The organism is Kluyvera sp. CHPC 1.251, from assembly GCF_036759945.1.
GTDB lineage: Bacteria > Pseudomonadota > Gammaproteobacteria > Enterobacterales > Enterobacteriaceae > Kluyvera > Kluyvera sichuanensis.
Genome location: NZ_JAPKIC010000002.1, coordinates 66,575 through 79,268, shown reverse-complemented (window position 1 = coordinate 79,268; position 12,694 = coordinate 66,575). Strand labels below are relative to the sequence as shown.

The following is a 12,694-nucleotide window of genomic DNA, read 5'->3' as shown; positions in this document are numbered from 1 at the left end:
ACGTTAAGGCGGCGAAAAGCTCCGGGCGTCATTTATCAACTCTGTGGTGAAGCTGGCAAAGCAGAAATCAAATAACGGCTATTATTAGAAGAGGTTAACTGGCTGGGAGAGGAAACAATGAACAAGGTTGCTCAAATTTACCGTGAATTGGTGGGTTCGCTGACGGAACGTCTGCGCAATGGTGAACGCGATATCGATGCCCTGGTCGCGCAGGCGCGGGCGAAGGTCGCACAAACCAGCGAGTTAACGCGTACTGAAATTGATGAACTGCTGCGCGCCGTTCGTCGTGACCTCGAAGAGTTCGCGATGAGCTATAGCGAAAGCCAGGAAGATGATTCCGACAGCGTATTTCTGCGGGTCATCAAAGAAAGTCTCTGGCAGGAGCTGGTGGATATTACCGACAAAACGCAATTGGAATGGCGCGAGGTGTTCCAGGACTTGAACCATCACGGGGTGTATCACAGTGGGGAAGTGGTGGGGTTGGGTAACCTGGTGTGCGAGAAGTGTCATTACCACCTGGCGGTGTATACGCCGGACGTGTTGCCGCGCTGCCCGAAGTGTGGGCATGACCAGTTCCAGCGTCGGCCTTTCGAGCCGTAATCGGTATTCCCGGGGGCACTGTTCGCCCGGGCTACATAAGGATTGTAGCCCGGCCAGGCACAGCGCCGCCGGGGCAGGCTCAATGGTAAAACGCTAACCGCTCCGCCAATAGTTCAACAAACGCCTCGCGGTCTACATCCACCATGACCGTAGCATTCGGTTTATTCCCCGTCAGGAAGTAGTAATCCACCACCGTCATCCCCTGCGTATATTTTCCCTGCGTCTCCACGCCAACCCAGCGCTCAACGGTGGTGAAAATCTCCGGCTTTAGCAGCCAGGCGATGGTGCACGGGTCGTGTAGCGGCGCGCCGACAAAGCCCCATTTTTCATCCTTGTGGTACTCCATAAAGAAGTCGAGTAGTTCGGCAACAATGGTTGAAATCGGGTTGCCAATCGCACGGAAGCGTTCGGTATCGGCGGCGTGGATTTGCGCTTTATGGGTCACATCAAGCCCGGCCATAACAACCGGAATACCTGACTGGAAGACGATTTCTGCCGCTTCTGGATCAACAAAGATGTTGAACTCGGCGGCAGGTGTCCAGTTACCGAGCGTCATCGCACCACCCATGATAACGATGCGGGCGATTTTTGCGTGCAGTTCCGGGTGCCCGTTGAGCAGCAGGGCGACGTTGGTTTGCGGGCCAGTAGAGACAATAGTGACCTGCTGCGGACTTTCACGTAGGGTTTTGGCCATCAGCTCAACGGCGGTGCATGGCTGCGGCGCAAAGGACGGCTCAGGTAACGCCGGGCCATCAAGCCCGCTCTCTCCGTGTACGTTGTCGGCAATAATCAGCTCGCGCATCAGCGGCTTTACCGCGCCGCAGGCGACCGGAATATCCTGCCGCTGGAGCAGCGTCAGCATGCGTAACACGTTACGTAGCGTTTTGTCCGGCGTTTGGTTGCCAGCGGAAGAGGTGATGGCTTTTACCTCCAGCTCAGGGGAGGCGAGGGCGAGAACAATAGCGATCGCGTCATCATGACCCGGGTCGCAATCAAGAATAATCGGCAGTGCCATAGCGGTTCCTTGTCAGCATTATTTTGTGACAAGGGTAAATCCTGTATGTGGAATGAACGAGAGCAGAAACGCGAAAACGTGATGAGGTGCGCAAAAGGGTAGCCCGGCGTCGCTTCGCTCGGCCGGGCTACATGAGGTTGAGATTAGTGGAGAATTTTGGCGAGGAAATCTTTCGCGCGTTCAGATTTCGGGTTAGCGAAGAAGGCCTCTTTGTCGGCATCTTCAACGATCTTGCCTTCATCCATAAAGATCACTCGGTTGGCCACTTTGCGTGCAAAGCCCATTTCGTGGGTCACCACCATCATGGTCATTCCTTCATGGGCCAGCTCGACCATCACGTCCAGTACTTCATTGATCATCTCTGGATCGAGCGCCGACGTTGGCTCATCAAACAGCATCGCGACCGGATCCATACAGAGCGCACGGGCGATTGCCACACGCTGCTGCTGGCCGCCAGAGAGCTGCGCCGGGAACTTGTTGGCGTGAGCCGAAAGCCCTACGCGCTCGAGCAGCTTTAAGCCTTTGTCGCGGGCCGCGGCTTTATCGCGTTTCAGAACTTTAACCTGCGCCAGCGTCAGGTTCTCAATGATTGACAGGTGCGGGAACAGCTCGAAGTGCTGGAACACCATGCCGACGTGAGAACGCAGCTTCGCGAGGTCGGTTTTTTTGTCGTTGACCTTAGTACCGTTGACAAGGATTTCGCCCTGCTGTACTGGCTCAAGGCCGTTAACGGTTTTAATCAGCGTGGATTTGCCGGAGCCGGACGGCCCGCACACTACCACCACTTCGCCTTTTTTCACTTCCGTGGAGCAATCGGTCAGCACCTGAAAGTGACCATACCATTTAGAGACGTTTTTCAGGGTAATCATTATACGGTCCTTTTCTTCAAGTAGCTGACCAGCAGCGAGGCGCTAAGGCTAATCACAAAATAGACAAAACCAGCAAACAGAATCATTTCTACCTGAGTCCCGTCACGCTCACCAATCGTGGAGGCGGTGCGGAAGAAGTCCGCGAGGCTCAGGACGTACACCAGCGAAGTATCCTGGAACAGGACAATCCCCTGGGTCAGCAGCAGTGGCACCATGGCGCGGAAAGCTTGTGGCAGAATGATGAGCTTCATTGACTGCCAGTGGGTCATCCCCAGCGCCAGCGCGGCGCTAGATTGCCCGCGCGAGATGCTCTGAATACCCGCACGGATAATCTCGGAGTAGTAGGCGGCTTCAAACATCGAGAACGCCACCATCGCCGAGATCAGGCGGATATCGCTTTTGGGTGACAACCCGAGCACGTTTTGCAGGAAGCCCGGCACAATCAGGTAGAACCACAGCAGCACCATCACCAGTGGAACGGAGCGGAAGACGTTGACGTAGGCTTTAGCAAACCAGGCAATAGGTTTAAACGCCGACAGGCGCATCACCGCCAGCAGTGTGCCCCAGACGATGCCGATGATAATTGCCGTGACGGTAATTTTGAGGGTGATAACCAGACCTGCCAGCAGGTAAGGCATCGACGGAACAATCGAACTCCAGTCAAAATCGTACATTATTTACCTCCCAGATTGCCTGGCAGGCGGATTTTGCGTTCCACCAGCGCCATCACCAGCATAATCACGGCGTTAATGAAGACGTAGGCGAGGGTGATCGCCGTAAAAGATTCCCAGGCGTGCGCGGAGTAATCCAGCAGCTTGCCTGCCTGCGCGGCCATATCGACCAGACCAATCGTGGAGGCGATGGCCGAGTTCTTCACCAGGTTCATCATCTCGGAGGTCATCGGCGGCACAATTACGCGATAGGCGTTCGGCAGCAGCACGTAGCGATAGGTTTGCGGAAGCGTCAGGCCCATCGCCAGACCGGCGTTCTTCTGCCCGCGCGGCAGCGACTGAATGGCGGCGCGTACCTGCTCGCAGACGCGGGCGGCGGTAAACAGACCCAGACAGATCATCGACGAAAGGAAGAACTGAATGTTCGGATCCAACTCCGACTTAAACCACATGCCGAGATTTTCCGGCAGTAATTCCGGCACCACGAGGTACCAGGTAAAGAACTGCACAATCAGCGGGACGTTACGGAACAGCTCGACATAGCAGGTGCCGAGTGAGGATAGAAAGCGGTTAGGAACGGTACGCAGGATGCCGAACAGCGAGCCGACGAGGAAAGCGATAATCCAGGCGGTAATCGAGAGTGCGACGGTGACCTGAAAGCCGCTCCACAGCCAGCCGAGATAGGTGGTGTTGCCGAATGGGGCCTGTTGTAAAAAGATACCCCAGTTCCAGTCTATTGACATAATGAACTCCAGAAAAAAAAGGGTAGCAGTACGACCTGCTACCCTCGAAGATTGTGGAACAGCGTTTTGCGGTATTCAGGCCAGGTGGGGAACGACCACCTGACGTATAGTCTGTCCGTGCTGAACTACAATCGAGAGGGCAGATTTATCCGCCCCATTTTTTTAATTAGTTAAGTGCTTTGTCGTTTGGCGTTTTGAACAGCGTTTTCATCTCTTCTGACAGCTCAAAGTTCATGTTCAGGTTTTTCGGTGGAATTGGGTTTTTGAACCACTTATCAAACCATTTCGCCGCTTCACCTGAGGTCTGCGCCTGAGCGATGGTGTCATCCATCAGCTTTTTGAAGTCCGGGTCGTTTTTACGCAGCATACAGCCGTAAGCTTCCTGAGACTGCGGTTTGCCGACGATCTCCCAGTTGTCTGGTTTCTTGGCTTTCGCACGTTCACCGGCCAGCAGGGCATCATCCATCATAAACGCCACTGCACGACCGCTTTCCAGCGTACGGAAAGAGTCACCGTGGTCTTTGGCACTGATGATGCGCATATTCATTTTTTGCTCGTCGTTCAGCTTGTGCAGCAGAATTTCAGAGGTAGTACCGGAGGTCACGACCACCGCTTTATCTTTCAGGTCCGGGAAGTCTTTAATCGGGCCGCCTTTTTTCACCAGCAGACGCGTACCGACCACGAAGATAGTGTCGGAGAATGCAGCCTGTTTCTGGCGTTCGACGTTGTTGGTGGTAGAGCCACACTCAAAGTCGAAAGTGCCGTTTTGCAGCAGTGGAATACGGTTCTGGGAAGTGATTGGAATCAGCTTCACGTCCAGTTTCGGGTTGTTGAGCTTTTTCTTGATAGCGTCAACGATGGCGTTGGAGTAGTCCTGAGAGTAACCGACCACTTTCTGCTGGTTGTCGTAGTAGGAGAACGGCACGGATGATTCGCGGTGGCCAACGACGATAACGCCGTTTTTAGCAATTTTATCCAGCGTCGATTGCTGCGCGGCATCGGCGGCAGGTTGTGCGTCTTCTGCATGCGCCAGGCCAGCGGTCACACCCATGACCAGCATGGCGGCGGCCAGTTTACGTAATTGCATATCCAACTCCTTTATCCTCTGCATCGGCAAAGATGCATTGATACCCATTGTGATTGTTGTGTTGTTCTCGCTGCGTCTTTAGCGTGCAGCGTTATGTGTGTTTGTTAGCATTTAGTTTGGCTTAATGTAAAGATTTTGCTGTCTTATTGTTTATTTTTGCGAAGCACGCCGCACCGATTTGAGGCAAAAATCGCAGTTTGCACGATTTTGGTGCTACCGATGAGTCGCGGCGGTGCAACCCGGTTGCGCTATTCGGTGTTATGCAGCTTCTTGATTATATTAAGCAATTGGCGTGCCAGAATGGGCTTTGGGAGGGAAGGTTGTGGGTGGGGAAATCGTGTAGGCCTGATAAGCGCAGCGCCATCAGGCGCCATACGGCACGGTTGCCGGATGGCGGCGTACCGCCTTATCCGGCCTACATTCGGTAGTGCAGAGTTTTACTTGCGGCGCTGACGCAGGCTCATCACCAGCGCACCAAAACCAAACAGCGCGGTAATCAGCCATACCGTCCAGTCACCGGTGCGAGCATAAGGCGTTAGCCCGGTGGTTGGCGTCACTTTGGTGGTCAGTACCTGACGCGTGAACTGCGGGATCATCGCCTGAATTTCACCGCGCGGGCCAATCACGGCGGTAATGCCGTTGTTAGTGCTACGCAGCAGCGGACGCGCCAGTTCCAGCGCGCGCATGCGTGCCATCTGGAAATGCTGCCACGGGCCGATAGACTTACCAAACCACGCATCGTTAGAGATAGTCAGCAGGAAGTTGGTGTCCGGGCGGAAGTTGTCGCGCACCTGCTGGCCGAGAATAATCTCGTAGCAGATAGCGGCAGTCAGCTTCAGATTATGCGCCTGCAGCTGCGGCTGGACGTACGGACCACGGCTGAATGACGACATCGGCAGGTCAAAGAACGGCGCGAGCGGGCGCAGAATCGACTCTAGCGGCACAAACTCACCAAATGGCACCAGGTGATTTTTGTTGTAACGGTTGGTCGACTCGTAGCTGTACGGGCTGTCTTTACCCAGCGTGATGATGGTGTTGTAAGTGTCGTAGCGGTTCTGCTTGTTGAGTCGCTGGTCGACAATACCGGTAATAAGCGTGCTGTCTTTGGCGCGCAGTAAATCATCCATCATGCTCAGGAAGCGCTGCTGGTTGATTTCCAGATCCGGAATCGCCGACTCCGGCCAGATAATCAGCTGCGATTTACCCATTACCTGTTCGGTGGCATCAAGGTAGATTTTCAGCGTATTAATCAACTGGCCTTCATCCCACTTCATGGCCTGCGGAATATTACCCTGTACCAGTGAAACCTGGGTGGTTTTGTCGGTTTGCAGGGTATACCACTGGATATAGCGCAGCGGGAACGGCAGGGCGAAGAGCACGACGCCCACCACCAGCGGACGCCAGTTGCGGGTCACCAATGCCAGCACTAACAGGCCGCTTACTGCCATCAGCAGGAAGTTGATGGCCTCAACGCCCATCAGCGGCGCTAGCCCTTTCAGCGGGCCGTCAATCTGGCTGTAGCCAAACTGCAGCCACGGGAAGCCGGTCAGCACCCAGCCGCGCAGGAACTCGGTGATTTGCCAGACAACCGGCGCGGCAATAGCGACGCGGACCCAGTTGGTTTTCGGCCACAGGCGCGACAGAATGCCGGCAAACAGGCCGGTATAGAGTGATAGATAGGCGGCCAGCAGTACCACGAGGAAGACGTTGACCGGGCCCGGCATACCGCCAAATTGCGCGATGCTGACGTATACCCAATTAATGCCGGTACCAAACAGGCCAAAGCCCCAGAAATAACCAATAGCGGCGGCCTGCACGGGACGACGGTTGAGCGTCAGCGCCTGCAGCCCTATCAGCGAAACAATCGCCGCTGGCCAGAAGTCATAGGGAGAAAAAGCCAGCGTACCGCTGGCTCCGAAAAGTAGCGCCAGCAGCAGACGAATGCGCTGGCGTTCAAGCAATGAGGCAAATGCCATGAAGGTTATTCATCCAGTTTCGGTTGTGGGGAATCGTCCGGGATTTTAACGTGAACCTGAATAATACGACGGCTGTCCGCCATAGCGACCTTAAACTGGTAACCATCGATGTCGATGGTTTCCCCACGGGCAGGCAGGTGGCCAAAGGCCTGCATTACCAGACCGCCAATGGTGTCCACTTCGTCATCGCTGAAGTGGGTGCCGAACGCGTCGTTGAAGTCCTCAATAGAGGCCAACGCGCGTACCGTCCAGGTGTGGCGGCTGAGCTGACGGAAGTCGATATCGTCCTCTTCGTCATACTCATCTTCAATTTCGCCGACGATAAGTTCGAGAATGTCTTCAATCGTCACCAGACCCGACACGCCGCCAAACTCATCGATAACGATGGCCATATGGTAGCGCTGGGAGCGGAACTCCTTCAGCATACGGTCAACCCGCTTGCTTTCCGGCACGACAACTGCGGTGCGTAACACTTTATCCATGCTGAAGGCTTCAGAGTCGCTGCGCATAAACGGCAGCAGATCTTTGGCCATCAGGATCCCTTCGATGTGATCTTTATCCTCACTGATCACCGGGAAGCGCGAGTGGGCGGACTCGATGATCACATCAAGACATTCGTCCAGGGTCTGGTTGCGTTTCAGGGTAATCATTTGGGAGCGCGGGATCATGATGTCGCGGACACGTTGGTCTGCGATATCCATTACCCCTTCAAGCATATCGCGCGTATCTTCATCGATAAGCTCGTTCTGCCCGGAATCACGGATCAGCGCCAGGAGATCGTCACGGTTTTTCGGTTCACCGTGGAAAAGCTGGCTGAGTAAGAGGGAGAAGAATCCCTTTTTGCTGTTTACTGTGTCACTACTGTGTGAATTGTCGTCGCTCATGGCGTCGTTTGGGTTCTCATGTTGATTTAACTGTCGCTCGTCACGCGTAAACTCAGCGCCGGACGGCATGTGTACTCGTCGTACTTCACGTCTATAAAGGCAGGGCCGAAGCCCTACCGTTTATTCTTTCTCGGAAATGTACGGATCCTCATAGCCCAGAGCAAGCATTATCTCTGTCTCGAGGCTTTCCATCTCTTCCGCTTCCTCATCTTCGATATGGTCATAGCCCAGCAGATGCAGGCTACCGTGCACTACCATATGCGCCCAGTGGGCTTCCAGCGGCTTGCCTTGCTCAACGGCTTCCTGCTCAACGACCTGGCGGCAGATGATCAAATCGCCCAGCAGAGGCATTTCCATTCCCGGAGGTGCTTCAAACGGGAATGACAGTACGTTGGTTGGCTTATCCTTGCCGCGGTAGGTGAGGTTCAGTTCGTGGCTTTCGGCCTCATCCACCAGGCGAATCGTGACTTCTGATTCTTCCTGAAACTGCGGGATGACGGCATCCAGCCATGTCTGAAACTGACTTTCTTCTGGCAGACCGGTGTTGTTTTCACAGGCCAACTGGAGATCGAGGATCACCTGACTCATTTCTGCTCCTGCGCCTGAGCTTCGCGTTTGCGTTCAGCGGCCTGCTCGGCTTTACGTTTTTGATCGGCTTCTTCCCACGCCTCGTAGGCGTTAACGATACGGGCAACCACCGGGTGGCGCACCACGTCTTCGCTGTGGAAGAAGTTAAAGCTAATTTCATCGACTTCAGCCAGCACTTCAATCGCGTGGCGCAGGCCGGATTTGGTGCTGCGCGGCAGGTCAATCTGGGTGACGTCGCCGGTAATCACCGCCTTGGAGTTAAAGCCGATACGGGTCAGGAACATCTTCATCTGTTCGATGGTGGTGTTCTGGCTCTCATCGAGGATGATAAAGGCATCGTTCAGCGTACGGCCGCGCATGTAGGCCAGCGGCGCAACTTCGATGACGTTACGCTCCATCAGCTTCTCTACTTTCTCGAAGCCCAGCATCTCGAACAGTGCGTCGTACAGCGGGCGCAGATACGGGTCAACCTTCTGGCTTAAATCCCCCGGCAGGAAGCCGAGTTTTTCGCCTGCTTCAACCGCAGGGCGGGTCAGCAGAATGCGGCGAATCTCCTGGCGCTCCAGCGCATCAACGGCGGCGGCGACGGCAAGATAGGTTTTACCGGTACCGGCAGGGCCTACGCCGAAGGTGATGTCATGGTCGAGAATATGGGCGATATACTGCGCCTGGTTTGGCGTACGCGGTTTAATCACTCCACGTTTGGTTTTGATATTGATGGCTTTGCCGTAATCCGGCACGCTTTCCGCGCTCTGTTCCAGCACGCGCGCTTCTTTAATCGCCAGGTGAATCTGTTCCGGTTCAATATCCTGAAGCTGGCCGCGCATTGGCGCGGTATCAACGTACAGGCTGCGCAGGATGTCGGCAGCGGCGGTCACGCAGATGGCGCGTCCCGTCAGTTTGAAATGGTTATCGCGGCGGTTGATCTCGATGCCCAGTCGTCGCTCCAGCTGTTTGATATTGTCATCAAACGGGCCACACAGGCTCAGCAGACGGGCATTGTCGGCTGGCTCCAGGGTAATTTCGCGAGTGTCTATGTTCAAACTGTTCCTCTTATGCATGAGTTGCCGGTAGTAAGACGTGACCGGCTGATAAAGGAATTATTCACGCCGCAGTAAAAAGGCGCAAGCATTGCAATAAATATGGGGGTGACGGCAGGAAATACAAGGCCCGTCAGGGGAGACGGGCCAGGGAGATTAAGGCTGATAAATCCCGACGCCCGCCTCGCTCTCTTTGCGAGTACGTGCAATCACCGACTCCGGTGATTCAACGATACGCAGGCCCATTTCGTCCTCGGTGCGCACCAGTTTGCCGCGCAGCGAGTTGGTGTAGACATCAACGATCTCCACATCGACGAATTTACCGACCATATCCGGCGTACCTTCGAAGTTGACCACGCGGTTGTTCTCGGTGCGGCCGGTCAGCTCCATAATGCTCTTACGGGAAGTGCCTTCGACCAGAATGCGCTGCACGGTGCCGAGCATACGGCGGCTCCAGGCCATTGCCTGCTGGTTGATACGTTCCTGCAGAATATAGAGGCGCTGCTTTTTCACCTCTTCCGGCACGTCGTCGACCATATCGGCCGCTGGCGTACCAGGACGCGCGGAGAAGATAAAGCTAAAACTGACGTCAAAGTTCACGTCGCCAATTAGCTTCATGGTCTGCTCGAAGTCCTGGTCGGTTTCGCCCGGGAAGCCAACGATAAAGTCAGAGCTTATCTGAATATCCGGGCGCGCGTCGCGCAGCTTACGGATGGTGGATTTGTACTCCAGCGCGGTATGGGTACGCCCCATCATGTTCAGCACACGGTCAGCGCCGCTCTGAATCGGCAGATGCAGGAAGCTCACCAGCTCCGGCGTATCGCGGTAGACATCGATAATATCGTCGGTAAATTCGATCGGGTGGCTGGTGGTAAAACGGATACGGTCGATGCCGTCAATTGCCGCAACCAGACGCAGCAGCTCGGCAAAGCTGCCGGTGGTACCGTCGAAGTTTTCACCACGCCAGGCGTTGACGTTCTGCCCCAGCAGGTTGACTTCACGCACGCCCTGAGCGGCCAGTTGGGCAATTTCAAACAGAATATCGTCGCACGGACGACTGACCTCTTCACCACGGGTGTACGGCACCACGCAGTAGGTGCAGTATTTATTGCAGCCTTCCATGATAGAGACAAATGCGGTCGGGCCGTCGGCGCGCGGCTCCGGCAGGCGGTCAAATTTCTCGATTTCCGGGAAGCTGACGTCTACCACTGGACGGCGATTATTACGCACGGCATCGATCATTTCTGGCAGGCGGTGCAAGGTCTGCGGGCCAAAAACGATATCCACGTAATGCGCACGTTGGCGGATAAGTTTGCCTTCCTGTGAGGCGACGCAGCCGCCAACACCAATAATCAGCTTAGGATTTTTTGCTTTAAGTAATTTCCAGCGGCCTAAAAGGTGGAAGACTTTCTCCTGGGCTTTCTCACGGATTGAGCAGGTGTTCAGCAGCAGGACGTCGGCTTCTGCTGCGTTTTCAGTCAGTTGATACCCATGAGTGGCATCCAGCAGATCGGCCATCTTTGATGAATCGTATTCGTTCATCTGACAGCCCCAGGTTTTAATATGGAGTTTTTTTGTCATCGACTTGCTCTTGCTCAATTATGAATAGCCCACATTGCAGGGCGCGTATTGTAATGCTTTGGTGCGGTTGTGACCAGCTTGACGGTTATTGGCCTCAGAGGGCGAAAGTCCGGTAAACTGAAGGTATTCGGCTTTAAGGATAATAAATGATGACAATTCTACATAAAGACGTTGCGGTGGTTGGCGGCGGGATGGTCGGTGGCGCGCTGGCATTAGGGTTGGCGCAGCAGGGGTTTTCCGTGGCGGTGCTGGAAAAGAGTCCGCCGCCGGACTTTGACCCGAACTCACAGCCTGATGTCCGAATTTCAGCCATCAGCGCCTCTTCGGTGCAACTGTTGCGCGGCCTCGGCGTCTGGGACGCCGTGCTGGCGATGCGGGCGCATCCCTGGCGTCAGCTGGAGACCTGGGAGTGGCAAACCGCGCACGTTGTTTTTGATGCCAGCGAGCTGAAGCTGCCTAATCTTGGCTATATGGTGGAGAACAACGTCCTGCAACTGGCGCTGTGGCAGGCGCTGGAGGCACATCCGCAGGTGACGTTACTGCACGGTACGTCGCTCAATGCGATGCGGGATGATGGCGATAGTCACGTTTTACATCTCGAAGATGATCGTCAGGTTACGGCTCGCCTGGTGGTGGGCGCTGACGGTGCGCTTTCGCAGGTGCGTCAACAGGCGGGAATTGGCACCAACGGCTGGCAGTACCCGCAGTCCTGCATGCTGATTACCGTACAGTGTGACAATGAACCGGGTGACAGCACCTGGCAGCAGTTTACGCCAACCGGGCCGCGCGCTTTCTTACCGCTGTTCGATCACTGGGCATCGTTGGTGTGGTACGACACTCCGGCGCGGATCCGTCAGCTGAAATCTCTGCCAATGCCGCAACTACAGCGAGAAATCACGCGTCATTTTCCGGAGCGTTTAGGAACTATCACGCCGGTTGCCGCCGGGGCATTTCCGCTGACTCGCCGTCATGCGCAGCAGTATGTACAGCCGGGACTAGCGCTGATAGGCGATGCCGCACACACCATTCATCCGCTGGCGGGGCAGGGGGTAAACCTTGGTTATCGCGACGTCGATGCCTTGCTGGATGTGCTGGCGAATGCGCGCAGCATCGGCGAAAACTGGGCCAGCCTGTCGGTGTTACAGCGTTATCAGGCGCGCCGTCGGGTAGATAACCTGCTGATGCAAAGCGGGATGGATCTGTTCTATGCTGGGTTTAGTAACGATCTCGGCCCGCTGCGGATTTTACGCAACGTGGGGCTAATGGCGGCGCAGCACGCAGGCGTGTTGAAGCGTCAGGCGCTGAAATACGCGCTGGGGCTGTAGTTCTGATGTAGGCCGGATAAGGCAGCACCGCTGTGTCTGATGGCGCTTCGCTTATCAGGCCTACGATATTCAGCAATGTAGTCCGGGCGAACGCAGTGACTCCGGGATATCAAAAGCACAAAAACAAAAAAAGCTCGCCGAAGCGAGCTTTTTGAAAATGGCTGGGGTACGAGGATTCGAACCTCGGAATGCTGGTATCAGAAACCAGAGCCTTACCGCTTGGCGATACCCCAACGGGTGCGTCCACAAAAGTGAACGACTTTTTGAAAATGGCTGGGGTACGAGGATTCGAACCTCGGAATGCTGGTATCAGAA

Annotated in this window: 12 protein-coding genes and 1 tRNA gene; 2 read left to right on the top strand and 11 right to left on the bottom strand. The window is 55.2% G+C overall.

Annotated features, from left to right (window positions below; all coding sequences use genetic code 11):
• Positions 1–117: 117 nt before the first annotated feature.
• Entirely contained in the window at positions 118–600 is a 483-nt protein-coding gene (locus V6940_RS04815; RefSeq protein WP_333495039.1) for a zinc ribbon-containing protein, read from the top strand.
• A 79-nt stretch (positions 601–679) separates the two neighbouring features.
• On the opposite strand, the gene rihA is transcribed toward V6940_RS04815, so the two are convergent.
• From rihA to miaB, 10 genes are all read right to left on the bottom strand, one after another.
• Positions 680–1,615 carry a pyrimidine-specific ribonucleoside hydrolase RihA gene (gene rihA / locus V6940_RS04810; RefSeq protein ID WP_333495038.1) on the bottom strand — a complete coding sequence of 312 codons (936 nt, stop codon included), beginning with the start codon at positions 1,613–1,615 and terminating at the stop codon, positions 680–682.
• Positions 1,616–1,758: 143 nt separating this feature from the next.
• Positions 1,759–2,484: an amino acid ABC transporter ATP-binding protein gene (locus V6940_RS04805; RefSeq protein WP_333495037.1), complete on the bottom strand. Its 726-nt coding sequence runs from the start codon at positions 2,482–2,484 to the stop codon at positions 1,759–1,761.
• The gene (gltK, locus tag V6940_RS04800) at positions 2,484–3,158 is read right to left on the bottom strand and encodes a glutamate/aspartate ABC transporter permease GltK (RefSeq protein WP_333495036.1); all 675 of its coding nucleotides are present in this window, start codon (positions 3,156–3,158) and stop codon (positions 2,484–2,486) included. The genes V6940_RS04805 and gltK overlap by 1 nt, the downstream gene beginning before the upstream one ends.
• On the bottom strand, positions 3,158–3,898 hold the full coding sequence (locus V6940_RS04795) for an amino acid ABC transporter permease (protein ID WP_035894314.1): 741 nt from the start codon (positions 3,896–3,898) through the stop codon (positions 3,158–3,160). The genes gltK and V6940_RS04795 overlap by 1 nt, the downstream gene beginning before the upstream one ends.
• A 166-nt stretch (positions 3,899–4,064) precedes the next feature.
• The gene (locus tag V6940_RS04790; RefSeq protein WP_185669820.1) at positions 4,065–4,985 is read right to left on the bottom strand and encodes an amino acid ABC transporter substrate-binding protein; all 921 of its coding nucleotides are present in this window, start codon (positions 4,983–4,985) and stop codon (positions 4,065–4,067) included.
• Between the two features lie 437 nt (positions 4,986–5,422).
• On the bottom strand, positions 5,423–6,961 hold the full coding sequence (gene lnt / locus V6940_RS04785) for an apolipoprotein N-acyltransferase (RefSeq protein WP_333010294.1): 1,539 nt from the start codon (positions 6,959–6,961) through the stop codon (positions 5,423–5,425).
• 5 nt (positions 6,962–6,966) lie between these two features.
• Positions 6,967–7,845, bottom strand: coding sequence for a CNNM family magnesium/cobalt transport protein CorC (gene corC / locus V6940_RS04780; RefSeq protein ID WP_185669850.1), 879 nt, complete (start codon positions 7,843–7,845; stop codon positions 6,967–6,969).
• A gap of 120 nt (positions 7,846–7,965) precedes the next feature.
• Positions 7,966–8,433: an rRNA maturation RNase YbeY gene (gene ybeY / locus V6940_RS04775; protein ID WP_035894311.1), complete on the bottom strand. Its 468-nt coding sequence runs from the start codon at positions 8,431–8,433 to the stop codon at positions 7,966–7,968.
• Positions 8,430–9,476: a PhoH family protein gene (locus V6940_RS04770; protein WP_185669817.1), complete on the bottom strand. Its 1,047-nt coding sequence runs from the start codon at positions 9,474–9,476 to the stop codon at positions 8,430–8,432. The genes ybeY and V6940_RS04770 overlap by 4 nt, the downstream gene beginning before the upstream one ends.
• A 153-nt stretch (positions 9,477–9,629) precedes the next feature.
• On the bottom strand, positions 9,630–11,054 hold the full coding sequence (gene miaB, locus V6940_RS04765; protein WP_333495035.1) for a tRNA (N6-isopentenyl adenosine(37)-C2)-methylthiotransferase MiaB: 1,425 nt from the start codon (positions 11,052–11,054) through the stop codon (positions 9,630–9,632).
• 149 nt (positions 11,055–11,203) lie between these two features.
• On the opposite strand from miaB, the gene ubiF reads away from it, so the two are divergent.
• On the top strand, positions 11,204–12,379 hold the full coding sequence (gene ubiF / locus V6940_RS04760; protein WP_333495316.1) for a 3-demethoxyubiquinol 3-hydroxylase: 1,176 nt from the start codon (positions 11,204–11,206) through the stop codon (positions 12,377–12,379).
• A 158-nt stretch (positions 12,380–12,537) separates the two neighbouring features.
• Here the strand turns inward: ubiF and V6940_RS04755 are convergent.
• Positions 12,538–12,612 (bottom strand) — tRNA-Gln (locus V6940_RS04755).
• Positions 12,613–12,694: the final 82 nt, after the last annotated feature.

Coding starts and splice junctions, on each gene's coding strand:
- V6940_RS04795 (WP_035894314.1), bottom strand. CDS start 3,898: ATGTCAATAGACTGGAACTGGGGTATCTTTTTACAACAGGCCCCATTC.
- rihA (WP_333495038.1), bottom strand. CDS start 1,615: ATGGCACTGCCGATTATTCTTGATTGCGACCCGGGTCATGATGACGCG.
- ybeY (WP_035894311.1), bottom strand. CDS start 8,433: ATGAGTCAGGTGATCCTCGATCTCCAGTTGGCCTGTGAAAACAACACC.
- V6940_RS04815 (WP_333495039.1), top strand. CDS start 118: ATGAACAAGGTTGCTCAAATTTACCGTGAATTGGTGGGTTCGCTGACG.
- V6940_RS04790 (WP_185669820.1), bottom strand. CDS start 4,985: ATGCAATTACGTAAACTGGCCGCCGCCATGCTGGTCATGGGTGTGACC.
- gltK (WP_333495036.1), bottom strand. CDS start 3,158: ATGTACGATTTTGACTGGAGTTCGATTGTTCCGTCGATGCCTTACCTG.
- lnt (WP_333010294.1), bottom strand. CDS start 6,961: ATGGCATTTGCCTCATTGCTTGAACGCCAGCGCATTCGTCTGCTGCTG.
- miaB (WP_333495035.1), bottom strand. CDS start 11,054: ATGACAAAAAAACTCCATATTAAAACCTGGGGCTGTCAGATGAACGAA.
- ubiF (WP_333495316.1), top strand. CDS start 11,204: ATGACAATTCTACATAAAGACGTTGCGGTGGTTGGCGGCGGGATGGTC.
- corC (WP_185669850.1), bottom strand. CDS start 7,845: ATGAGCGACGACAATTCACACAGTAGTGACACAGTAAACAGCAAAAAG.
- V6940_RS04805 (WP_333495037.1), bottom strand. CDS start 2,484: ATGATTACCCTGAAAAACGTCTCTAAATGGTATGGTCACTTTCAGGTG.